At 54.6% G+C, this 21,014-nt stretch carries 19 protein-coding genes; 9 read left to right on the forward strand and 10 right to left on the reverse strand.

The window, feature by feature from the left end; all coding sequences use genetic code 11:
* Positions 1–60 precede the first annotated feature (60 nt).
* The 3 genes from IPZ49_RS04090 to IPZ49_RS04100 all read left to right on the forward strand — a co-directional run bounded on the left by IPZ49_RS04090 (position 61) and on the right by IPZ49_RS04100 (position 2,481).
* A protein-coding gene (locus IPZ49_RS04090; protein ID WP_085949440.1) for an IS3-like element ISKpn8 family transposase occupies positions 61–1,430 on the forward strand; the annotation gives its coding sequence in 2 pieces (ribosomal slippage) (positions 61–541 and positions 541–1,430; 1,371 coding nt in all).
* A 102-nt stretch (positions 1,431–1,532) separates the two neighbouring features.
* Positions 1,533–1,685 carry a Hok/Gef family protein gene (locus IPZ49_RS04095; RefSeq protein WP_046618234.1) on the forward strand — a complete coding sequence of 51 codons (153 nt, stop codon included), beginning with the start codon at positions 1,533–1,535 and terminating at the stop codon, positions 1,683–1,685.
* 121 nt (positions 1,686–1,806) lie between these two features.
* On the forward strand, positions 1,807–2,481 hold the full coding sequence (locus IPZ49_RS04100; protein ID WP_038415085.1) for a tetratricopeptide repeat protein: 675 nt from the start codon (positions 1,807–1,809) through the stop codon (positions 2,479–2,481).
* Positions 2,482–2,564: 83 nt separating this feature from the next.
* On the opposite strand, the gene gltP is transcribed toward IPZ49_RS04100, so the two are convergent.
* A complete protein-coding gene (gene gltP / locus IPZ49_RS04105) occupies positions 2,565–3,878 on the reverse strand; it encodes a glutamate/aspartate:proton symporter GltP (RefSeq protein ID WP_022646765.1) in 1,314 nt (437 codons plus the stop codon).
* 423 nt (positions 3,879–4,301) lie between these two features.
* Here gltP and acs point away from each other — a divergent pair, with 423 nt between their 5' ends.
* The 3 genes from acs to actP all read left to right on the forward strand — a co-directional run bounded on the left by acs (position 4,302) and on the right by actP (position 8,355).
* The gene (gene acs, locus IPZ49_RS04110; protein ID WP_023299100.1) at positions 4,302–6,260 is read left to right on the forward strand and encodes an acetate--CoA ligase; all 1,959 of its coding nucleotides are present in this window, start codon (positions 4,302–4,304) and stop codon (positions 6,258–6,260) included.
* A 134-nt stretch (positions 6,261–6,394) separates the two neighbouring features.
* Positions 6,395–6,709, forward strand: coding sequence for a DUF485 domain-containing protein (locus IPZ49_RS04115; RefSeq protein ID WP_022646763.1), 315 nt, complete (start codon positions 6,395–6,397; stop codon positions 6,707–6,709).
* Entirely contained in the window at positions 6,706–8,355 is a 1,650-nt protein-coding gene (actP, locus tag IPZ49_RS04120) for a cation/acetate symporter ActP (RefSeq protein WP_193762834.1), read from the forward strand. Before IPZ49_RS04115 ends, actP begins: the two co-directional genes overlap by 4 nt.
* Before the next feature lie 33 nt (positions 8,356–8,388).
* Here actP and IPZ49_RS04125 read toward each other — a convergent pair whose 3' ends face one another.
* Both IPZ49_RS04125 and IPZ49_RS04130 read right to left on the reverse strand, forming a co-directional pair.
* The gene (locus IPZ49_RS04125; protein ID WP_022646761.1) at positions 8,389–9,078 is read right to left on the reverse strand and encodes an LrgB family protein; all 690 of its coding nucleotides are present in this window, start codon (positions 9,076–9,078) and stop codon (positions 8,389–8,391) included.
* Positions 9,071–9,481, reverse strand: coding sequence for a CidA/LrgA family protein (locus IPZ49_RS04130; protein WP_022646760.1), 411 nt, complete (start codon positions 9,479–9,481; stop codon positions 9,071–9,073). The genes IPZ49_RS04125 and IPZ49_RS04130 overlap by 8 nt, the downstream gene beginning before the upstream one ends.
* A gap of 102 nt (positions 9,482–9,583) precedes the next feature.
* On the opposite strand from IPZ49_RS04130, the gene IPZ49_RS04135 reads away from it, so the two are divergent.
* Entirely contained in the window at positions 9,584–10,471 is an 888-nt protein-coding gene (locus tag IPZ49_RS04135; RefSeq protein WP_022646759.1) for a LysR family transcriptional regulator, read from the forward strand.
* Between the two features lie 512 nt (positions 10,472–10,983).
* Here IPZ49_RS04135 and IPZ49_RS04140 read toward each other — a convergent pair.
* The 4 genes from IPZ49_RS04140 to soxR all read right to left on the reverse strand — a co-directional run bounded on the left by IPZ49_RS04140 (position 10,984) and on the right by soxR (position 15,914).
* Positions 10,984–12,630, reverse strand: coding sequence for a Na+/H+ antiporter (locus IPZ49_RS04140; protein WP_022646758.1), 1,647 nt, complete (start codon positions 12,628–12,630; stop codon positions 10,984–10,986).
* A gap of 153 nt (positions 12,631–12,783) precedes the next feature.
* Positions 12,784–14,133, reverse strand: a complete 1,350-nt coding sequence (gene ghxP, locus IPZ49_RS04145) for a guanine/hypoxanthine transporter GhxP (protein WP_022646757.1) — start codon at positions 14,131–14,133, stop codon at positions 12,784–12,786.
* Between the two features lie 297 nt (positions 14,134–14,430).
* Positions 14,431–15,102: a glutathione S-transferase family protein gene (locus IPZ49_RS04150; protein ID WP_022646756.1), complete on the reverse strand. Its 672-nt coding sequence runs from the start codon at positions 15,100–15,102 to the stop codon at positions 14,431–14,433.
* 353 nt (positions 15,103–15,455) lie between these two features.
* A complete protein-coding gene (soxR, locus tag IPZ49_RS04155; protein ID WP_003860275.1) occupies positions 15,456–15,914 on the reverse strand; it encodes a redox-sensitive transcriptional activator SoxR in 459 nt (152 codons plus the stop codon).
* Positions 15,915–16,012: 98 nt separating this feature from the next.
* On the opposite strand from soxR, the gene soxS reads away from it, so the two are divergent.
* Positions 16,013–16,339, forward strand: coding sequence for a superoxide response transcriptional regulator SoxS (gene soxS, locus IPZ49_RS04160; RefSeq protein ID WP_003860277.1), 327 nt, complete (start codon positions 16,013–16,015; stop codon positions 16,337–16,339).
* 6 nt (positions 16,340–16,345) lie between these two features.
* Here the strand turns inward: soxS and IPZ49_RS04165 are convergent, their stop codons facing one another.
* Both IPZ49_RS04165 and IPZ49_RS04170 read right to left on the reverse strand, forming a co-directional pair.
* Positions 16,346–17,911, reverse strand: a complete 1,566-nt coding sequence (locus IPZ49_RS04165; protein ID WP_063147067.1) for an EAL domain-containing protein — start codon at positions 17,909–17,911, stop codon at positions 16,346–16,348.
* 265 nt (positions 17,912–18,176) lie between these two features.
* Positions 18,177–19,577: a sensor domain-containing diguanylate cyclase gene (locus IPZ49_RS04170; RefSeq protein ID WP_063147066.1), complete on the reverse strand. Its 1,401-nt coding sequence runs from the start codon at positions 19,575–19,577 to the stop codon at positions 18,177–18,179.
* 441 nt (positions 19,578–20,018) lie between these two features.
* On the opposite strand from IPZ49_RS04170, the gene IPZ49_RS04175 reads away from it, so the two are divergent.
* A complete protein-coding gene (locus tag IPZ49_RS04175) occupies positions 20,019–20,300 on the forward strand; it encodes a YjcB family protein (protein ID WP_022646751.1) in 282 nt (93 codons plus the stop codon).
* Positions 20,301–20,360: 60 nt separating this feature from the next.
* Here IPZ49_RS04175 and ssb1 read toward each other — a convergent pair whose 3' ends face one another.
* The gene (gene ssb1 / locus IPZ49_RS04180; RefSeq protein ID WP_003860284.1) at positions 20,361–20,885 is read right to left on the reverse strand and encodes a single-stranded DNA-binding protein SSB1; all 525 of its coding nucleotides are present in this window, start codon (positions 20,883–20,885) and stop codon (positions 20,361–20,363) included.
* Between the last annotated feature and the right edge of the window lie 129 nt (positions 20,886–21,014).

The following is a 21,014-nucleotide window of genomic DNA, read 5'->3' on the forward strand; positions in this document are numbered from 1 at the left end:
ATTTGCATTTACCTGTACTGCACCCATTTTGTTGGACGATGAAATGGAATAGTCCCTGATATGTCAAAGCCAAAATACCCCTTCGAAAAGCGCCTTGAAGTCGTGAATCACTACTTCACAACTGATGATGGTTACAGGATCATCTCTGCACGTTTTGGTGTGCCTCGAACCCAGGTCAGGACGTGGGTTGCCCTCTATGAAAAACATGGAGAAAAAGGTTTAATTCCCAAACCTAAAGGCGTTAGTGCTGATCCAGAGTTGCGCATTAAGGTCGTGAAAGCCGTGACCGAGCAGCAGATGTCCCTCAATCAGGCTGCTGCTCACTTTATGCTTGCTGGTAGTGGTTCTGTAGCCAAGTGGCTGAAAGTCTATGAGGAGCACGGAGAAGCTGGTTTACGCGCACTCAAGATCGGCACCAAAAGAAACATTACAATGTCAGTTGATCCAGAAAAAGCGGCGTTAGCATTGGAGCTGTCGAAAGACCGACGTATTGAGGATCTTGAAAGACAAGTTCGATTCCTTGAAATGCGGCTTACGTATCTAAAAAAGCTGAAAGCCTTAGCTCATCCCGCGAAAAAGTGAAAGTACTCAACGAGCTAAGGCAGTTTTACCCTCTTGATGAGCTTCTCAAGGCAGCGGAGATACCGCGCAGTACGTTTTATTACCATCTAAAGGCTCTCAGCAAGCCTGATAAGTATGCGGATGTTAAAAAGCGTATTGGTGAGATTTATCACGAGAATAAAGGTCGTTACGGATACCGTAGGGTAACGTTGTCTCTCCATCGAGACGGGGAACGGATTAACCATAAAGCCGTTCAGCGCCTGATGGGAACCCTCTCGCTTAAGGCAGCGATTAAGGTCAAGCGATACAGCTCCTACAGAGGAGAGGTAGGGCAAACCGCCCCCAATGTTCTCCAAAGGGATTTCAAGGCTACACGGCCAAACGAGAAGTGGGTTACCGACGTTACTGAATTTGCAGTCAATGGGCGAAAGCTGTATTTGTCTCCAGTAATAGATCTCTTCAACAACGAAGTTATTTCTTACAGCCTGTCGGAAAGACCTGTGATGAACATGGTCGAGAATATGCTCGATCAGGCATTCAAAAAGCTTAAGCCTCACGAGCATCCTATTCTGCACTCTGACCAGGGATGGCAGTATCGTATGAGAAGGTATCAAAACATCCTTAAAGAACAAGGCATTACACAGAGCATGTCCAGAAAAGGCAATTGTCTGGATAATGCAGTCGTGGAATGTTTCTTTGGAACCTTAAAGTCGGAGTGTTTTTATCTTGACGAGTTCAGTAATATAAGCGAACTGAAGGATGCTGTTACGGAATATATTGACTACTACAACAGCAGAAGAATTAGCCTGAAATTAAAAGGTCTGAGTCCAATTGAATATCGAACCCAGACCTATGTGCCTCGTGTTTAACTGTCCAACTTTTTGGGGTCAGTACAACCCCCGAGGCTACCCCTCAACTACCAACAGGTTGAGAGTAGCCTCTTATTCTATTTTTCACAAGGAGTAAAAGGCATGACGCCATTAAAAACTACGTTAGGCATCGTCTTTATTATTTGCCTGACGATAGTGATCTTTACCTTTATTACTCGCGATAAGCTCTGCGAGTTTTCAATAAAGAGTGAACATCAGGAGGTGGCGGCGAAATTAGCCTGCAACCCAGGCTAACCTCTTCGGGCGGAACGCGTGTTCCGCCCGGCTTGTGGGATGCTGAGGTCTTAACGCACCCGTTTTTTTCTTCTGTCACCGCGATTATACTGCGCGGCATGTACCCCGATGATAAGAATCCATGAAAGCCATTTTTCTGTTGTTGTTATTTTTAACCGCCTTTGCCCGTGCCGATGAGATCGGCAGCCAGTATCGAAAACAGGCGGAAGCCGGTGATGCGCGCGCCCAGTATTATCTTGCCGATACGTACTTCAGCTCCGGCGACAGCAAGCAGGCCGCGCTGTGGGCCGAGAAAGCGGCGAAAGGCGGCAATGTCGACGCCATGGCGCTGCTGTCGCAAATCCTCTTTACGCAGGGCGACTACGCACAGGCCAAAGCTCTGGCCCAACAGGCAAACATTGCGGGCAGCAAACGCGGCGCGATCATGCTGGCGCGGGTGCTGGTGAACACGCAAGCAGGCAAGACCGACTACCCGCAGGCCATTAAACTGCTGCAAACGGCGACCGAAGACATCGATAGCGACTCGGCTGTAGACGCGCAACAGCTGCTGGGGCTGATCTATGCCAACGGCGTTGAAGTCCCTCAGGATGACGTGCAGGCTGCGGCGTGGTTCAAGCGGAGTTCGGCTCTGTCCCGGACGGGTTATGCGGAGTACTGGGCAGGCATGCTATTCAGGCAGGGTGAGAAAGGCTTTATCACACCGAATAAACAGAAAGCGCTTTACTGGTTAAACCTGAGCTGTACGGAAGGGTTTGATACCGGGTGTGAAGAGTTTGATGCGTTGAGCGGGGAGTAAATTATTGCCCGGTGGCGCTGCGCTTACCGGGCCTACGGTTATGTAGGCCGGATAAGGCGAAGCCGCCACCCGGCATTTTTACATCATTGGTCAGCCGTTTTATCAAAACGACCCAGCACCTCGCGTTCATACGCCAGCGCTTTTTTACGGTCGAACTTGTGTTCCCACTTGGAGATTACCAGCACCGCCAGCGCATTACCCACCACGTTCAGCGCGGTACGCGCCATGTCGAGGATACGGTCCACACCGGCGATAAACGCCAGGCCTTCCAGCGGAATACCGACGCTGCCCAGCGTCGCCAGCAGCACCACGAAGGAGACGCCCGGCACGCCTGCGATACCCTTTGAGGTCACCATCAGGGTCAACACCAGCACGATTTCCTGCCACAGCGACAGGTCAATGCCGTACAGCTGAGCGATAAAGATTGCCGCAATACTCTGATACAGCGTTGAACCATCCAGGTTGAAGGAGTAACCGGTCGGTACAACGAAGCTGGTAATGGACGCCGGTGCACCGTAGGCCTCCATCTTCTCAATGATACGCGGCAGCACGCTCTCGGAGCTTGCCGTGGAGTACGCCAGAATCAGCTCATCTTTCAGAATGCGGATTAGGATCCAGATGCTCAGCCCGCACAGGCGCGCCACAATCCCCAGCACTACCAGCGCGAAGAACAGGATCGCGAAGTGCACCAGAATCACCAGCTTCGCCAACGGCCACAGGGAAGCAAAGCCGAAGTTCGCCACGGTTACGGCGATCAGCGCAAAAACACCCACCGGCGCATAGCGCATCACCATGTGGGTGACTTTGAACATGGTTTCAGAGATAGAGCGGAACACCGTTACCAGCGGTTCACGGTGCGTCGCGGGCAGGGAAGAAAGCCCCAGACCAAAGAGCACCGAGAAGAAGATGATCGGCAGCATCTCGCCCTTCGCCATTGACGCGATAATGTTGGTCGGCACCAGCGAGAGGATAGTCCCCATCAGCCCATGCGAATGGCTCTGCACGTCGGCGGTGGTGCTTTGGTATTTCGAAATATCCACCGTCGCCAGCTGCGACATATCAATCCCGGAACCTGGCTGGAACACGTTCGCCAGGGTGATACCAAGAATGATGGCAACCGTGGTGATCACTTCGAAATAGAGAATGGTTTTAACGCCGATGCGGCCTAACTGTTTCGCATCACCTACCCCGGCAATACCGACCACCAGCGTCGAGATCACAATCGGCACAACAATCATCTTGATCAGATGAATAAAGATATCGCCCGCTGGCGAGAGAAGGTTCGCAATCAGCCACTCGCGGCTGTCGCTATGGTAATGGAGGTAACTGCCCAGCAAGATGCCCAGCACAAGGGCCAGCAGGATCTGCCAGGCCAGGCTGACTTTCAAATTTTTCATAGAAACTGACTTCCTCAATGAAATCTCCGCACCAGCAAAACTGCATGAATATGGAGACATACTGAAAGGGTATGAATTGTGTTGCGTTGGTTTATGGGATTTTTTAACGCGCCGTATGAGTATCATTTGCACGGCATGCTGCGCAAGCCTTAAAGAACAAGGCATTTCACTGCAAAAAGCGTCATTGACGGTAATTAATAGCAATCCACATCAATAACCGATTGTTATGAAAAAACTTTTACAAAAAAAAAAGTGAATAATTCTTCAGATGAATTATTTCCCTTCAAAGTTTCATTCGCTCAATTTTCATACTCTTCAGACATTGCGTGATCTGTCGCCCAAATACTAAACAAAGCTTGTAAAGCCCCTACTATTAACGTTTTTGCGACATATTATTAACATCTTACAAGGAGAAAAAAAGCCATGAGCCAAATACACAAACACGACATTCCCGCAAACATTGCGGACCGTTGCCTGATAAGCCCGGAGCAGTACCAGGAGAAATACCAGCAGTCCATTTCCAGCCCTGACGCATTCTGGGGTGAACAGGGCCACATCCTCGACTGGATCAAACCTTATCAGAAGGTAAAGAACACCTCTTTCGCGCCGGGCAACGTCTCCATTAAATGGTATGAAGACGGCACGCTGAACCTGGCGGCGAACTGCCTGGACCGCCATCTTGCCGAACGCGGCAACGAAACGGCCATTATCTGGGAAGGCGATGATGCCTCTCAGAGCAAACACATCTCATATAAAGAGCTTCATCGCGACGTCTGCCGCTTCGCCAACGTGCTGCTGGCCCAGGGCATTAAAAAAGGCGATGTGGTGGCGATCTATATGCCGATGGTGCCGGAAGCCGCGGTGGCTATGCTGGCCTGCGCGCGCATCGGCGCGATCCACTCCGTTATTTTTGGTGGCTTCTCGCCGGAGGCGGTTGCCGGACGTATCGTCGACTCGAACTCAAAGCTGGTGATCACCGCTGACGAGGGCGTGCGTGCCGGGCGCGGCATTCCGCTGAAGAAAAACGTCGATGAAGCGCTGAAAAACCCGAACGTGAAATCCATCCATAACGTCATTGTCTTCAAACGCACGGGCGGCAACATTGACTGGCACGAGGGCCGAGACCTGTGGTGGAGCGATCTGATTGAAAACGCAAGCGACCAGCATCAGCCGGAAGAGATGAACGCGGAAGATCCGCTGTTTATCCTTTATACCTCCGGATCCACCGGTAAGCCGAAAGGCGTGCTGCATACCACCGGCGGCTATCTGGTTTACGCGGCCACCACCTTTAAATACGTTTTCGACTACCATCCGGGCGACATCTACTGGTGTACCGCCGACGTGGGCTGGGTCACCGGTCACAGCTACCTGCTGTACGGCCCGCTGGCCTGCGGCGCAACGACGTTGATGTTTGAAGGCGTACCTAACTGGCCAACGCCGGCGCGTATGTGTCAGGTGGTTGATAAGCATCAGGTCAACATTCTCTACACCGCGCCAACGGCGATCCGTGCGCTGATGGCGGAAGGCGATAAAGCCATCGAAGGGACCGACCGCTCTTCCCTGCGCATCCTCGGTTCCGTGGGCGAGCCGATCAACCCGGAAGCCTGGGAGTGGTACTGGAAGAAGATCGGCAACGAGAAGTGCCCGGTGATGGACACCTGGTGGCAGACTGAAACCGGCGGCTTCATGATCACCCCGATGCCGGGCGCCACGCAGTTGAAAGCCGGTTCGGCCACCCGTCCGTTCTTCGGCGTGCAGCCCGCGCTGGTGGACAACGAAGGCAATCCGCAGGAAGGGGCCACCGAAGGCAACCTGGTAATCGTCGATTCCTGGCCTGGCCAGGCGCGTACCCTGTTCGGCGACCATGAGCGCTTCGAACAGACCTACTTCTCAACCTTTAAAAACATGTACTTCAGCGGCGACGGCGCGCGCCGGGACGAAGACGGTTATTACTGGATCACCGGACGCGTGGACGATGTGCTGAATGTTTCCGGCCACCGTCTGGGCACGGCGGAGATTGAGTCTGCGCTGGTGTCGCATCCGAAGATTGCCGAAGCGGCAGTTGTCGGCATTCCTCACAACATCAAAGGCCAGGCGATCTACGCCTACGTCACCCTGAACCACGGCGAGGAGCCGTCGCCAGAGCTGTATACCGAGGTGCGCAACTGGGTGCGTAAAGAGATCGGCCCGCTGGCCACGCCGGACGTGCTGCACTGGACCGACTCACTGCCGAAAACCCGTTCCGGCAAGATTATGCGCCGTATTCTGCGCAAAATCGCAGCAGGCGACACCAGCAACCTCGGTGATACCTCAACGCTTGCCGATCCTGGCGTGGTGGACAAACTGCTCGAAGAGAAGCAGGCCATCGCAATGCCTTCCTAGTGTTTTCTCCCTCTCCCCGTGGGAGAGGGCCGGGGTGAGGGCATCAGACCGCACCTTCCTTCCATCACCCTAACCCTCTCCCCATAGGGGAGAGGGGATAAAAACAAACCAACCTTACCTTTGGAGACTCTGTGATGAATAACGATATTTGTCAGCAGATAGAGAATAGTGCGCACTACAGGGAGCTCGTCGAAAAACGGCAACGGTTTGCCTTTATCCTTTCCATCATCATGCTGGTTATTTACGTCGGCTTTATTCTGCTGATCGCCTTTGCGCCGCAGTGGCTCGGTACGCCGCTGCACGCCGGAACCAGCGTTACGCGCGGCATCCCAATTGGCATTGGCGTTATCGTTATTTCGTTTGTGCTGACAGGTGTGTATGTCTGGCGTGCGAACGGTGAATTCGATCGTCTTAACAGAGAAGTTCTGCGCGAGGTAAAAGCATCATGAAGCGAGTCCTGACGGCGCTTGCCGCCACACTTCCCTTTGCTGCCCATGCGGCAGATGCCCTTACCGGCGAGGTCCAGCGCCAGCCAACCAACTGGCAGGCGATTATCATGTTCCTGATTTTCGTGGTGCTAACGCTTTACATCACCTACTGGGCATCGAAACGCGTGCGCTCCCGTAACGATTACTACACCGCGGGCGGCAACATTACCGGCTTCCAGAACGGGCTGGCGATTGCGGGAGACTTTATGTCTGCCGCCTCGTTCCTCGGGGTCTCCGCGCTGGTTTATACCTCGGGGTATGACGGCCTGATCTACTCCCTCGGCTTCCTCGTCGGCTGGCCGATCATTCTGTTCCTGATTGCCGAGCGCCTGCGTAACCTTGGCCGCTACACCTTTGCAGACGTAGCTTCATACCGCCTCAAACAAGGCCCCATCCGCATGCTCTCCGCCTGCGGTTCGCTGGTGGTGGTGGCGCTGTACCTGATTGCGCAGATGGTCGGCGCGGGCAAACTGATCGAGCTGCTGTTCGGTCTGAACTACCACGTCGCGGTGGTGCTGGTAGGCGTGCTGATGGTGATGTACGTCCTGTTCGGCGGCATGCTGGCCACCACCTGGGTACAGATCATCAAAGCGGTACTGCTGCTGTTCGGCGCCAGCTTTATGGCCTTTATGGTAATGAAGCACGTCGGGTTCAGCTTCAATAATCTGTTTACCGAAGCCATGTCAGTGCACCCGAAAGGGGAAGCGATCATGAGCCCGGGCGGGCTGGTGAAAGATCCGATATCCGCGCTCTCGCTCGGTCTCGGCCTGATGTTCGGTACCGCTGGCCTGCCGCATATCCTGATGCGTTTCTTCACGGTGTCTGATGCACGTGAAGCGCGTAAAAGCGTGTTCTACGCCACCGGGTTTATGGGCTACTTCTACATACTGACCTTTATCATCGGCTTTGGCGCGATCATGCTGGTGGGGGCAAACCCGGCGTTTAAAGACGCGGCGGGCGCGCTTATCGGCGGTAACAACATGGCGGCGGTGCATCTGGCCGACGCGGTAGGCGGTAACCTGTTCCTCGGCTTTATCTCTGCCGTGGCCTTCGCCACCATCCTCGCGGTGGTTGCCGGGCTGACGTTGGCTGGTGCGTCTGCGGTATCGCACGATCTCTACGCCAACGTTTTCCGCAAAGGCGCAAGCGAGCGCGATGAGCTGAAAGTCTCCAAAATCACCGTACTGGTGCTGGGCGTCGTCGCCATCCTGCTGGGGATTTTGTTCGAGAAGCAGAACATCGCCTTTATGGTGGGGCTGGCCTTCTCGATTGCGGCAAGCTGTAACTTCCCGATCATTCTGCTCTCCATGTACTGGTCAAAACTGACCACCCGTGGGGCTATGATTGGCGGCTGGCTGGGGCTGCTGACGGCGGTGATTCTGATGATCCTCGGCCCGACCATCTGGGTGCAGATCCTCGGTCACGAAAGCGCTATCTTCCCGTATGAATACCCGGCGCTGTTCTCCATTGCCGTGGCGTTTATCGGGATCTGGTTCTTCTCAGCGACCGACAACTCGCCGGAGGGTAACCTGGAGCGTGAGAAATTCCGCGCCCAGTTTATCCGCTCGCAAACCGGCCTGGGTGTTGAGCAAGGCCGCGCGCACTAAACCTTTTCTCCCCGGTCACTCTGGCCGGGGAACTTAAAACATCACCCACGCTACCAGCGGCGCGATTAATACCATTGTCACGCCCGAGAGCATCATCACCAGGCTTGCAACAACGCCTTCCTGCTGTCCCAGCTCATACGAACGTGCCGTCCCCGCCCCGTGCGACGCCGCGCCAAACCCTGCCCCTTTCGCCATCCCTTCGCGAATGGAAAGGCGCAGAAACAGCACATCCCCCACTGCCATGCCGAACACGCCGGTCACCACCACAAACAGCGCCACCAGATCCGGCTGTCCGCCGAGCGGTTTAGCCGCCGCCAGCGCGAACGGTGTGGTCACCGAGCGTACCGCCAGGCTGCGCTGGATTTCATCAGACAGGGTAAACAGCCGCGCCAGCCAGACCGAGCTGCACACCGCCACTACCGTCGCGGTGACGACTCCCGCGCTGAGCGACATCCAGTGGCGTTTAATAATTGCCAGGTTGTCATACACCGGCACCGCAAAGGCGATAGTCGCCGGGCCGAGCAGCCACAGCAGCCAGTGGGATTCACCAATGTAGTTCTGCCAGGAGATATGGCCGAAGACCAGCATCAGCACCAGCAGGATCGGCGTAAAGACCAGCGGCATCAGCGGCAGCGTGCGAAAGCGGCGATACAGGCGCTTGTTGGCAAAGTAAATGACGACTGTCGCAATCAGGCATAGCACGCTTATCTGAAAGTTAGTCATGCTTCTGCCTGCTGATTTCAAAGCGATACACTTTATCCACCACCCAGGCGGTGGCGCCCAGCACCATCAGCGTGCTCAGGGCGATAACCGCAAAGATGCGCCAGCCGTCGACCATCAGCAGTTGCGCATAATTCACCACCGCCACCACGGCCGGAACGAAGAACAGCAGCATCTCCGCCAGCAGCCAGCGCGCACCGGCCCGCACCCAGCTAAGGGGCAACGCGCGACAGAGGATCAGCGTCAGCATCAGCACCATTCCCACCAGGTTGGCGGGTAAAGGCAGGTTCAGCCAGTCGACAAGATATTCAGCAAAAACAAACAGTCCCGCGTAGAGCAGTACCTGAACCGGTACCTGGAGTCGTTGAACAACGGCAGGCGTAACACGGCTTAACGCCACGGCCATGGGGGTTTTCCTCAGAAATGAGACGAGGCGCCAGTATAGTGAGCGTACGGTATCGACTGAAATGAATTAAAATCATCGAAGGTATAGTTTCGAGGAATAATCATGGACATAAGAACGCTGCGCTATTTTGTCGAGGTGGTTCGCCAGCAAAGTTTTACCCGCGCAGCGGAGAAGTTATTCGTAACCCAGCCTACCATCAGTAAGATGCTGAAAAACCTCGAAGATGAGCTGAACTGTACCCTGCTGATCCGCGACGGGCGCAAGCTGCTGCTGACCGATACCGGTCGCGTGGTGTTCGAGCGCGGGCTGGCAATTCTGGCGGAGTTCCGCCAGCTGGAGGCCGAGCTTGGGGACATCAACCACCTGACAAAAGGGCTGCTGCGGCTCGGCATTCCGCCGATGGTCGGCATGATGATGGCCGGGCCGATTAGCCTGTTTCGCCAGCGCTATCCCGGCGTTGAGCTAAAAATTTCTGAATTTGGCGGCCTGACCGTGCAGCAGGCGGTGATGAACGGTGAACTTGACGTGGCCATGACGGCCCTTCCCGTGGAAGAAGAGAGCGGCCTGGCGACGCTGCCGCTGTTCAGCCACCCGCTGTGCGTGCTGGTGCCGCGCTCCGGCGACTGGCTGAAGATTGAATCAGTAAAACCCGAGCTGCTCGGCGAACACCCGCTGCTGATTTACAACGAAGATTTCGCCTTAAGCCGCCAGCTGATGGCGCTGTTTAACCAGCACAACGTAAAGCCGCGCATTGCGGTGCGCAGCGGCCAGTGGGATTTTCTGGCGGCGATGGTACAGGCGGGCGTGGGGATAGCCATTCTGCCGCAGCCGATCTGCGAGCGGCTGGATAAAAACACGCTGCGCTGGATCCCGCTGGAGAGCGATCTGCACTGGCAGTTAGGGATGATCTGGCGTGAAGGGGTGTATCTGTCGCACAGCGCACAGGCGTGGTTGCAATGCTGTGAGGGGTTTTGGGTACCCTCACCCTAACCCTCTCCCTGTGGGCTGAGGGATCCCCAGTAATTTTTTTATGCAGAAGCAATAAAGTTGCTTTCTAAATGACTGAGGGCTGTCAGCGATGCCCTGGTCCGGCTGTAAATCGCTGAGGCGTTTCCTGCAGGCCGGGGCGAGGCGCAGGGATGCGCCGAGAGGGCGGCTTTACAGGGACGTTGCCTCCGCCCGTACCCGATAAGCCGGAAGGAATAAGCCGAGGGCACCGCGAAGCGGCGATTTACCGCCGGGAGCCCGGGTCGCCAGGGTGGTGGCGACTGAGCCACCCTGGCACGTTCACCGGTCATGTCGTTACAGAGTAGCAAGGAACATAAAGTGAACGGAATGACCACCACCGCCGTATGTTCCCCTCACCCTAACCCTCTCCCCGGAGGGGCGAGGGGATTGCTCAGTGCTCGCATTAATTTGTGGGGAACCCTCAGCCCATAGGGAGAGGGAACCGATCGAGCACGTAGGCCCGGTAAGCGCAGCGCCACCGGGCAATTACAGCGCTACTGATTCTCTATCAACAACGCTTCCAGCAGATCCAGATCGTGCAGCAGCTTTTGCAGCGTCTCGTTGCTGATCTGCCGCGTCGCGCGCAGGTGATACAGCTCGGCACGCTCCGAGCGCAGCGCCGCCAGGCGGAAACGGCGCTCGAGGTTCTCTTCCTGCAACGAACTTTCCACGTCGTTACGTCCGTCAGCACGGCGACGCAAATTACCGATCACGCGTGAACTGACTTCCTTCAGCAGCTGGTTATCAATGTTCTCTTCGGCATCGGCGGCCAGACGCTCCTCCATCTTCTCGATGGCGACAATCGCCACTTCCGCCGTCGCCGCACGGGCAATCCGCTCTTCCTTATGCTGCTGCGAGGTGTCACCCGCATCAATATGCTGCAGCAGAATCGGCAGCATAATTACGCCGACAAACAGGGAGAAGAGGATCACGCCCGCCGCCAGGAACACCAGCTCGTAGCGCGCCGGGAAGACGTCGCCCGTCGGCAGAAGCAGAGGAATGGAGAGCACACCAGCAAGGGTAATCGCCCCGCGAACGCCCGCGAAAGAGGCAATCAGCAGCTCGCGCGTGGTCCAGGAGCCGAACTCCATCGGCTTTTTGGTCAGGAAGCGAACGCTGAACTTCTTCATCGTCCACAGCCAGCCGAAACGCACCAGCATCAGCGAAAGGTAGATGAGTACGATATCGGTAAACAGCATCCAGACTTCAACGTTTGGATCCGCTTCGGCCGCGATCAGCGAAGATTCCATAATGCCCGGCAGTTGCAGGCCCAACAGCAGGAACACCATGCCGTTAAAGACAAACTCGAGCATCGCCCAGGTACTGTTCGCGCGCAGACGCATCGCCAGCGGCGCCCGGCGCATCACGCCGGAACGGGTGATGGTCATCCCCGCGGCTACCGCCGCCAGAATGCCCGACACGCCGATATGTTCGGCAATCAGGTAAGAGGCGAACGGCAGCAGGAACAGCAGGACGATCTGCGTCGCCGGTTCATCGCCGCCCCAGCGGCTGAGGAAGCGCAGCGAACGACCGTACAGCCAGCTTACAACAAAGCCTGCGAGGATACCGCCAATCGCCACCTTGAAGAATTCGAGGGTTGCACCGCCGACGGTAAAGACCATGGTGCCCATGGCTACCGCCACGGCAAACTTCAGGGCGACCAGGCCGGAAGCGTCGTTCATCAGCGCCTCGCCCTGCAAAATGCCCATGATTTTCTTAGGAATGCGCCCTTCGCCCACAATGCCGGACAGCGCCACGGCGTCGGTCGGCGACAGCACGGCAGCCAGCGCAAAGGCGGGTATAAGCGGGATCCCCGGTACGGCCCAGTAGATCAGGAAACCAATCCCGACCACGGTAACGACCACCAGCGCCAGCGCCAGACCGAAGATCTCTCGCCCGTGCTCAAGAAATTCGCGCGTCGGCGTTTTCCAGCCATCGGCAAACAGCAGCGGCGGGATAAACAGCACGAGGAACAGTTCCGGATCGAACTCCACGTGCAGACCGAACGTCGGCCACGCCAGCAGCGCGCCGATAGCTATTTGCATTAAAGGCAGGGGGACCTGGAAGGGCAGTACGCGTGTAACCACCCCGGATAATGAGACCACAAGGGTCATGATGAGTATTGTGAAGAAAATTTCCATGCGTTCCCTGTTTGCTGTGTTTCTTTTTAAGCCAAACCTGAGGCGTCGTGCCTCTTATTCTATCCTCTCCAGAGTAACGTAAAAGACAACGGGATGAGTCCTGAAAATAAAAACGGGCGGCCTGAGCCACCCGTTTTCGCATCAATGGATAACTTAAATTGCCCAGCCGCCCGCGTAGAACGCCACCAGCGCAACGGCGATGACAACGGTACCGATGTTCAGCTTGCGCCACTCACCGGAGACCAGACGCCCAATCACCAGCGAGGCGAAACCGATCATAATGCCGGTCACGATGTTACAGGTCAGCACGATAAAGACCGCGGTGATCAGACCGGACATGGCATCAACAAAGTCAGCAAAGTCGATTTTCGCCACGTTGCTCAGCATCAGCAGGCCGACGTACATCAGCGCAGGTGCGGTCGCGTAAGCTGGCACCAGATAAGAGAGCGGAGAGAGGAACAGGATCAGCAGGAACAGTACGCCAACGGTAATAGCCGTCAGGCCGGTTTTGCCGCCTGCCGCCGTACCCGCTGCGGACTCAATGTACACTGCCGCTGGCGCTGCACCCACCAGACCAGAGAAAACGCTGCTCAGAGAGTCGGTGGTCAGCGCTTTGCCGCCGTCAATGATCTGGCCGTCTTTGTCCAGCAGGTTAGCCTGACCGGCCACCGCGCGGATGGTCCCGGTGGCGTCAAACACCGCGGTCATTACCAGCGCCAGCACGCTTGGCAGGATCACCGGATTCAGCGCGCCCACAATATCCAGGCTGCCAATCAGGGAGTTACCGTTGTCATCGCTCAGCGACGGCATGGCGAAAATCCCGGAGAAATGAACGGACGGGTCGAAAATCAGGCCGACGATGGACACGCCGATAATGGTCAGCAGAATGCCGCCCGGCACTTTCAATTTTTCCAGGCCAATGATCACCGCCAGCCCCACCAGCGACATAATTACCGGGAAGCTCGCGAAGTTACCCAGCGCAACCGGCAGGCCGTCCAGCGGGTTCTTGATGACCAGACCCACGCCGTTGGCGGCGATCAGCAGCAGGAACAGGCCGATGCCGATACCGGTGCCGTGCGCCACGCCCTGCGGCAGGTTGCGCAAAATCCAGCTACGGATGCCGGTAGCAGAGATCACGGTGAACAGTACACCCATCAGGAACACCGCGCCGAGCGCTACCGGGACGCTGATATGCTGGCCCAGCACCAGGCTGAAGGCGGTAAACGCGGTCAGGGAGATGGCGCACCCGATCGCCAGCGGCAGGTTCGCCCACAGGCCCATCACAATCGAACCCACACCCGCAACCAGGCAGGTGGCAACGAAGACCGCCGCTGGCGGGAAACCGGCTTTGCCGAGCATGCCCGGCACCACGATGACGGAGTACACCATCGCCAGAAACGTCGTCAGACCGGCAACAACTTCCTGGCGCACGGTGCTGCCGCGAGCAGAAATTTTAAACATGGCGTCAAGTGAACCGCCGGTACGCGCAGATGGCGTAGACATAGAAAACATCCCCTGAAAATTTTTATTGAAAGTCCGTAAGCGTGGTGGAGACTCCACTGCCAGCGAAACGTCAAATCCTTGTGCTGCGTTTGCGACGAAAGGGGCGTCACAAAAAAAGCAAACGTTTAGCTCCGCGCTTACAAAACGGGTGGTCAAATGTAGGCAAACGATTATCTAGCCTAATACCCGCCCTTTTCAACTGAACTTTCTCGTTTTTCGCTAAAATTGCCTCATGACGATGAAGAATTAAGCAGAGGATGCGCAAACGTTATCGTCCATGCGCAATTTCGTTACATTTCATCCCCCGCCGGGTATCGTCAGCGGGCCGCCTTTCGCAAGCGTTGTCTGCCAGCCCGGACGTGCCTCCACTCTCTGTTTCCACGCCGCTATGTGGTCGAGATTGTCGATGCCGCCTCTCGCCAGCAGGGCGAAGAGGGGAAAACTCATCTGGATGTCCGCCATGGTCAGCGTGTCGCCGGCAAACCAGCTGTTTTCGGCAAGATGATCGTTAATAAAGCGCGCATGCGTTTCCAGCTGGCGGTTGAGATACGCTTTTTGCACCCCCTGCCCCAGCGCCTTACCCAGCGTGCGCAGGCCAAACGGGACGGGGGGTTTGCCGAGGCTGTTAAATACCAGCTTCATTAACAGCAGCGGCATCAAGGACCCTTCGGCGTAATGCAGCCAGAAGCGATACTGCACTTTATGGGCGGGATCTAACGGTTTGAATCGTGACGCCGAGTCGTACGTTTCCTGAAGATATTCCAGAATCGCGCCTGATTCAGCCAGAACCAGTCCGTTATCTTCCAGTACCGGGGATTTTCCCAGCGGATGCACTTTTTTGAGCGCGTCTGGTGCGAGCATGGTTTTTTCGCGCTGGTAGCGCACAATCTCATATGTCAGACCCAGCTCTTCCAGCGCCCAGAGGACGCGATGGGAACGAGACTGGTTAAGGTGGTGGACCGTTAGCATGATGTTCTCCGGTGATTCATACTTTTTAACTATAGAAAACTGAACAACTTCACGAAAAAAATTCGGCTAAAATCTCATCATCTCCGGTGGCAAAAACGGCGGCCGGGCATAGAATTAAAGTGTCAGTACAAACCGGAACCTCCTCCACAAGCTAGACACGAGGAGTACTGATGTCGGGGGAAACCCTCCCGTGAGCCAGCGGGATAGAGAGAAAGACAAAGACCGGAAAAAACTAAAGCGCCCTTAGTGGCGCTTTAGTTCTTTATGCTTGTTGCCGGGTGGCGGCTGCGCCTTACCCGGCCTACAAAACCAAGAGCGTAGGCCGGGTAAGCGAAGCACCCGGCACACACCTCTCAATCCTCCTCCAGCAACCGCGCCCCTGTTCCCTGCTCGCCCAGCCTGTCACCCGGGTTACGCAGCGGACAATCACTACGTGATAAACACCCGCAACCAATACAGCCATCCAGTTCATCGCGCAGGGCCACCAGCGTGTGAATACGACGATCCAGTTCTTCTCGCCACTGGGACGACAGCTGCTTCCACTCTTTCGCGCTCAGCGAGTGTCCTTCCGGCAATACGCCGAACGCGTCGCCGATGGTAGCCAGGGGGATGCCGATACGTTGCGCAATTTTGATAATCGCCACGTAGCGGAGCACATCGCGGGTATAGCGCCGCTGGTTTCCGGCGTTACGGATACTTTTTATTAACCCTTTGCTTTCATAGAAGTGGAGCGCCGACACCGCCACGCCGCTTCGTTTCGCCACTTCACCGGGGGTTAACAGCGCTTTGATGCGCGGTAATCTCTTTTCCATAAAACCTCTTTACCTCAAGTTAACTTGAGGAATTATACTCCCCCGCAGAGAAAACGACGAATCAACCAGGACAGATGTCTCCACAGAGGGGTAACCTTATGTCGCATCAGCAAATTATTCAGACGCTTATTGAATGGATTGATGAACATATCGACCAGCCGTTGAACATTGATGTGGTCGCTAAGAAGTCGGGCTATTCGAAATGGTATTTACAGAGAATGTTCCGCACCGTAATGCATCAAACGCTGGGTGACTACATTCGCCAGCGCAGGCTCCTGCTGGCGGCGCAGGCGTTACGCTCAACTCAGCGGCCCATTTTTGATATCGCAATGGATCTGGGCTATGTGTCGCAGCAGACCTTTTCCCGCGTCTTCCGCCGCGAGTTTGACCGTACGCCGAGCGACTACCGCCATCAGCTCAATTAATGCGTGTTAACGCAAGGGTTGCTGCTGCCAGGCCATAAATGCCTGGGGCGGCATCGCTTTCGCGAAGTGCCATCCCTGACAATACTGCACGCCACGCTTCAGCAGCCAGCTCACCTGCTCCCCCGTCTCGACCCCTTCCGCAATGGTTTTCAGCCGCAGGCTTTGCGCCATCTCAATGATGTGCTCGGCAATCAGGTGGCTGGTGCTGTTGGTGGTTAAGGTATCGATAAAAGATTTGTCGATTTTCAGGATATCGACGTTCAGCGAATAGAGGTTATGCAGGTTAGAGTAGCCGGTTCCGAAATCATCAATCGCCACTTCATACCCCGCCTGGCGAAACGCCTGAATGACCGGCGTGGTTTTCGGCACGTCAATAAACCCCCGCTCCGTCACCTCAATTTTTATTTGCTGCGCGCGAACCGAGTAAAAGCGGGCTTTGTCGGAGATCAGGGCGATAAGACGCGAAGAGTGAAAATCTGACGCCGACAGGTTAATCGAGACATACAGATCGGGGTGAGCGGCAAGAAAATGGCCCAGATCGGTGAACACCTCCTCCACGACGTAATCCGTAATGCGCTCAATCATCCCCTCTTTTTCGGCCAGGGGAATAAATTCCGCCGGGCTCATAACCTGACCGTTGAATCCTGGCCAGCGCAACAACGCCTCTGCTCCCACGCACTGGTTATTTTTTATATCAATAATGGGCTGATAATGGACGCACAGCTGGCGTTTATTCAGCGCCCGGTGCAGAAGTCGGCCAGGCGAATTGAATTCACGGTGTGTTCGCGACCACACCAGCAAAATAATAATGCTGCAAATCATCCCCAGCGGTAGCGTCAGAGTAGCCTGATGATAAAGCGTTTTATAAAAACGGGCATTGGACGTTGAAACAATAGCCGCAATGGGACGCTGCTCTGATTTTACGATCGTATAAAAACGGTCATCTTTCTGAAAAGTCGTTTCCTGATGTCGGAGCATCGAATGCAATAAAGAAATATCGGCTTTCTGGCTAACAGAAAAGAATGCATTGCTGACGGTGTCATACACTCCCCACGACAGGGAACGATCGTCTGACATCACCTCACTGTACGAAAGCGGGTTGACCACTGCGACATAATTTCCGCGCTGCATATATATCATTTTATAACCATTAAAAAATGGCGTATCGCGAAAATAATAGATAGCAACGTCGGGTTTACGTGTGTAATTGGCAGCGGGGATGATGTAAGGATGATCCGGCGTAAAAAGGGTCGAGCAGAGAAAGTCCTGGCCTTCAGCATAAATTAAATCGGCAACAAAAAGGCGACCGCGGGAAACGTTCAACATATATTGACGATGCTCCGGCGTACACACTTTACCCTGATATTTTTCCGCGTCTTCCCGGGCCATATCAACCTGTTGAATAACCCGTTCAGTTTTGTTTAAAGCAAGTTCAGCAAACGTGCGCAGCTGAGCGCTGATTTCCGACACGGCTCTAAGCTGGGCAAACCATAGCGCAAGCATCACCGGCAGCATAACTACCATGATAATCCCGACCGCTTTGAGCATTTTGCGCCGCGCGCTACGATTCATTTCCCGCTCTGTATCCCTGCATGTTGTACGCCTGTAGCAATGAAGACCGGCTGCTTTGATAAACAGGTGATTACGTTGCATGAATCATGGGAAGTTAGCAACTGACTTTTGGTATTAAAAATCCTAAAATTCGTGATGCCGATAATATTTTCCCGTAAGCCAAACTAAAAGTATTCATTTCGTTTCTGATAAGGATAATAATTACCCGCGACAGGTGTGGAAAATTCGTTGGCTGAAATAGCCTGCTCTTTGTTCTTATGCTGATTTATAAATAATCAGACGCCAGAACCGTTTTTCCTCTTCCCGTACGCTTGGCGTCATATAATGCCTGATCGGCACGCATCAGTATGGCAGAAGTATCCCGTTGCCCCTGACAGACTTCAACCACCCCGGCGCTGAAAGAGAGTACCAGCGTTTTATCGCCCACACGCAGCGGTTTTGAGATCAGCGCGGCACGCAGCCGGGAAGAGAGCAACGTAGCGGCCATACCATCCGTACGCGCCAGCAGAAGAACAAACTCTTCGCCCCCTACCCGTCCCAGTGCCGACCCGGCCGGGCTCACCTCGCGAATACGGTCGCAAAAGTGAATCAATGCCGCATCGCCAACCTGATGTCCCCACCGATCGTTGATCTGCTTGAAATAATCGAGATCGAACATCAGGAGACAGAAGTGGCTACTGACATCCTGCGGCGAACTGGCAGCCAGCGCCATTTTGAGCCGCTGTAAAATTGTCGAGCGATTCAGACAGCCCGTCAGATCGTCCGTGGTGGCTTTGACGGTCAGCTGCTGTTCTGCTTTTTTACGTTCGGTGATATCGAGGCCAATATTGAGAATGGAGTTATCCGGTAAAAGGATGTTTGACCAGAGGATGGTTAACGGCGTCCCGTCTTTACGCACCGGGTGCCATTCGTACATATCCTTAAGTGGTGCGAAACGAACCGACTCCTGCACGCGCTGTCGCTCCTCGGGATCCGGGTAAAACAGGGCCAGCGGATCGGGGTGCTCGCCGATTTCAGTCATACTCCAGCCAAAGACTTTTTCGCATTCGGCGTTCCACAATACACACCGGTTATGCCTGTCAAAGGCGTTCATCAATACCGGAGCACGTTCAAATAAAGTTTTATATTGCGTGACGACGCGCTGCATCTCTTGCGCTGTTTTTTCCCGCACGATGATGTCATCAAAATAATCTTTTAGCTTCTCGACCAATACCACCACGATATTTTTCAATATCGGCAACGAGGTCAGTTTTTCATTAAAAGCCAAAAAGAAATAACCACTGCACTGTCTGCCATGCGCTGAGAATTTACATAGCACGCCGCTTTGCAGCCGCGCATAGCCCGGGTGCTGAGGGGAAAATACCGCCCGGCCAATATGCTCTTTCCAGTAGATAACGCGCCAGGCGCGGTGATGCCGTTGCAACAGGGTGCTGGCAAGAAAATCCGCCACGTTGAAGGCGTGACACGTCACGTCGCCGGCACAAACCACGCGCGGCCCGTCTGCGGATTCGACACTGACCCACGAGAGATTTGCCCCCAGTGCGCTGTTGATGATTTCCAGCATTTCAACCGGCGAACACTGCGCGTTGAGTTGTGGCATCAGCTTCGCCAGGGCGTGCAGAGCCTGCATGCTGTCGTTAATAATCTCGCGTCTTTTTTCTTTCATTATCTTTTCGCAGGTCATTAATCGAGAGAGCAACCGCAATAACTCATATCTGAATAAAAGAATAAGCCCACGAAATCAAAGAGTATGCTGAGTGTTAAAAAAGAATAAAAATCCAAAAAAAACCAAATAATTCAATGTGATGAATTATTTTTGCGGGTACATTTATTGTTCCACACAAGCATAATCCATAGACATACTGCTGTAAACGCTATACAGCCGAGGGTGTTTTGCAAAGGTTTTGCTATCTGAATGAATTAAAAATAAAAATTCCGGCTTAGCGCCGATCTGAACGAGGACGATATATTTTACCCGGTTATAAACCCACTTTTACCTCATACGATACTGGCGAATAAAACAGCAAATGTGATATAGTTCACACATCTTATGTAACGAGAAACATTGTTTCATTCCAGTTCGTCTGTTTTGTCGAGGATGGGTTTTATGGCAACCATTACCACCAGCATGGTGCTCCTGCGCTGGCCGTTGTTGAGCGCGGTTTTGATGTTCCTGGCCAGCACGTTAAACATTCAGTTCCGAAAGTCCGACTACGCAGGTCTTGCTGTGATTAGCACCCTGTTAGGGTTGGGTGCCGCATGCTGGTTCGCGACAGGTTTGCTCGGCATTACGCTGGTGGATATGGCCGCCGTCTGGGAAAACATTAAAGTGGTGATGGTTGAAGCCATGAGCCACACTCCGCCAGACTGGCCGATGGTGATTACCTGATAGCCTTTTATAAAAAACCCAGACATTGTCTGGGTTTTTTGTGTTTCACGCGTCTGGATATCAGAACGGGATATCGTCGTCGAAGTCCATTGGCGGTTCGTTAGACGGTGCCGGAGCAGACTGCTGCTGTGGACGAGACTGCGCGCCGCCGCTGAACTGATTGCCGCCCTGAGGCTGTTGAGGCTGACCCCAACCGCCCTGCTGCTGGCCGCCACCTGCCGGTGCGCCACCGCCCTGACGACCACCCAGCATCTGCATGGTGCCGCCTACGTTGACCACCACTTCCGTGGTGTATTTTTCCTGACCGGATTGATCGGTCCATTTGCGGGTACGCAGCTGGCCTTCGATATAGACCTGAGAACCCTTACGCAGATACTCACCGGCCACTTCAGCCAGTTTGCCAAACAGCACAACGCGGTGCCATTCGGTCTGCTCTTTCATTTCACCGGTCGCTTTATCACGCCAGGATTCGGAAGTAGCCAGCGTAATGTTGGCAACTGCGCCACCACTCGGCATGTAGCGTACTTCCGGGTCCTGGCCCAGATTACCGACGAGAATCACCTTGTTTACGCCTCTGCTGGCCATGTTCGTGTCTCCTGAATACGTTTCTTAATAGTGTAAACGCGCGAGTGTACCATTTCCATGCGACACTTTGATAGTTGCGTAGCATGTTCCAGAGTTCTCTCGCGGACTCGACATTGTTACACAGTGAAT

The sequence above is a fragment of the Enterobacter cloacae complex sp. S2 genome (assembly GCF_015159675.1).
Taxonomy (GTDB): domain Bacteria; phylum Pseudomonadota; class Gammaproteobacteria; order Enterobacterales; family Enterobacteriaceae; genus Enterobacter; species Enterobacter intestinihominis.

Excerpts from the sequence above, each read along its gene's own strand:
- IPZ49_RS04095 (WP_046618234.1), top strand. The coding sequence starts at position 1,533 with ATGACGCCATTAAAAACTACGTTAGGCATCGTCTTTATTATTTGCCTG.
- IPZ49_RS04100 (WP_038415085.1), top strand. The coding sequence starts at position 1,807 with ATGAAAGCCATTTTTCTGTTGTTGTTATTTTTAACCGCCTTTGCCCGT.
- gltP (WP_022646765.1), bottom strand. The coding sequence starts at position 3,878 with ATGAAAAATTTGAAAGTCAGCCTGGCCTGGCAGATCCTGCTGGCCCTT.
- acs (WP_023299100.1), top strand. The coding sequence starts at position 4,302 with ATGAGCCAAATACACAAACACGACATTCCCGCAAACATTGCGGACCGT.
- IPZ49_RS04115 (WP_022646763.1), top strand. The coding sequence starts at position 6,395 with ATGAATAACGATATTTGTCAGCAGATAGAGAATAGTGCGCACTACAGG.
- actP (WP_193762834.1), top strand. The coding sequence starts at position 6,706 with ATGAAGCGAGTCCTGACGGCGCTTGCCGCCACACTTCCCTTTGCTGCC.
- IPZ49_RS04125 (WP_022646761.1), bottom strand. The coding sequence starts at position 9,078 with ATGACTAACTTTCAGATAAGCGTGCTATGCCTGATTGCGACAGTCGTC.
- IPZ49_RS04130 (WP_022646760.1), bottom strand. The coding sequence starts at position 9,481 with ATGGCCGTGGCGTTAAGCCGTGTTACGCCTGCCGTTGTTCAACGACTC.
- IPZ49_RS04135 (WP_022646759.1), top strand. The coding sequence starts at position 9,584 with ATGGACATAAGAACGCTGCGCTATTTTGTCGAGGTGGTTCGCCAGCAA.
- IPZ49_RS04140 (WP_022646758.1), bottom strand. The coding sequence starts at position 12,630 with ATGGAAATTTTCTTCACAATACTCATCATGACCCTTGTGGTCTCATTA.
- ghxP (WP_022646757.1), bottom strand. The coding sequence starts at position 14,133 with ATGTCTACGCCATCTGCGCGTACCGGCGGTTCACTTGACGCCATGTTT.
- IPZ49_RS04150 (WP_022646756.1), bottom strand. The coding sequence starts at position 15,102 with ATGCTAACGGTCCACCACCTTAACCAGTCTCGTTCCCATCGCGTCCTC.
- soxR (WP_003860275.1), bottom strand. The coding sequence starts at position 15,914 with ATGGAAAAGAGATTACCGCGCATCAAAGCGCTGTTAACCCCCGGTGAA.
- soxS (WP_003860277.1), top strand. The coding sequence starts at position 16,013 with ATGTCGCATCAGCAAATTATTCAGACGCTTATTGAATGGATTGATGAA.
- IPZ49_RS04165 (WP_063147067.1), bottom strand. The coding sequence starts at position 17,911 with ATGAATCGTAGCGCGCGGCGCAAAATGCTCAAAGCGGTCGGGATTATC.
- IPZ49_RS04170 (WP_063147066.1), bottom strand. The coding sequence starts at position 19,577 with ATGAAAGAAAAAAGACGCGAGATTATTAACGACAGCATGCAGGCTCTG.
- IPZ49_RS04175 (WP_022646751.1), top strand. The coding sequence starts at position 20,019 with ATGGCAACCATTACCACCAGCATGGTGCTCCTGCGCTGGCCGTTGTTG.
- ssb1 (WP_003860284.1), bottom strand. The coding sequence starts at position 20,885 with ATGGCCAGCAGAGGCGTAAACAAGGTGATTCTCGTCGGTAATCTGGGC.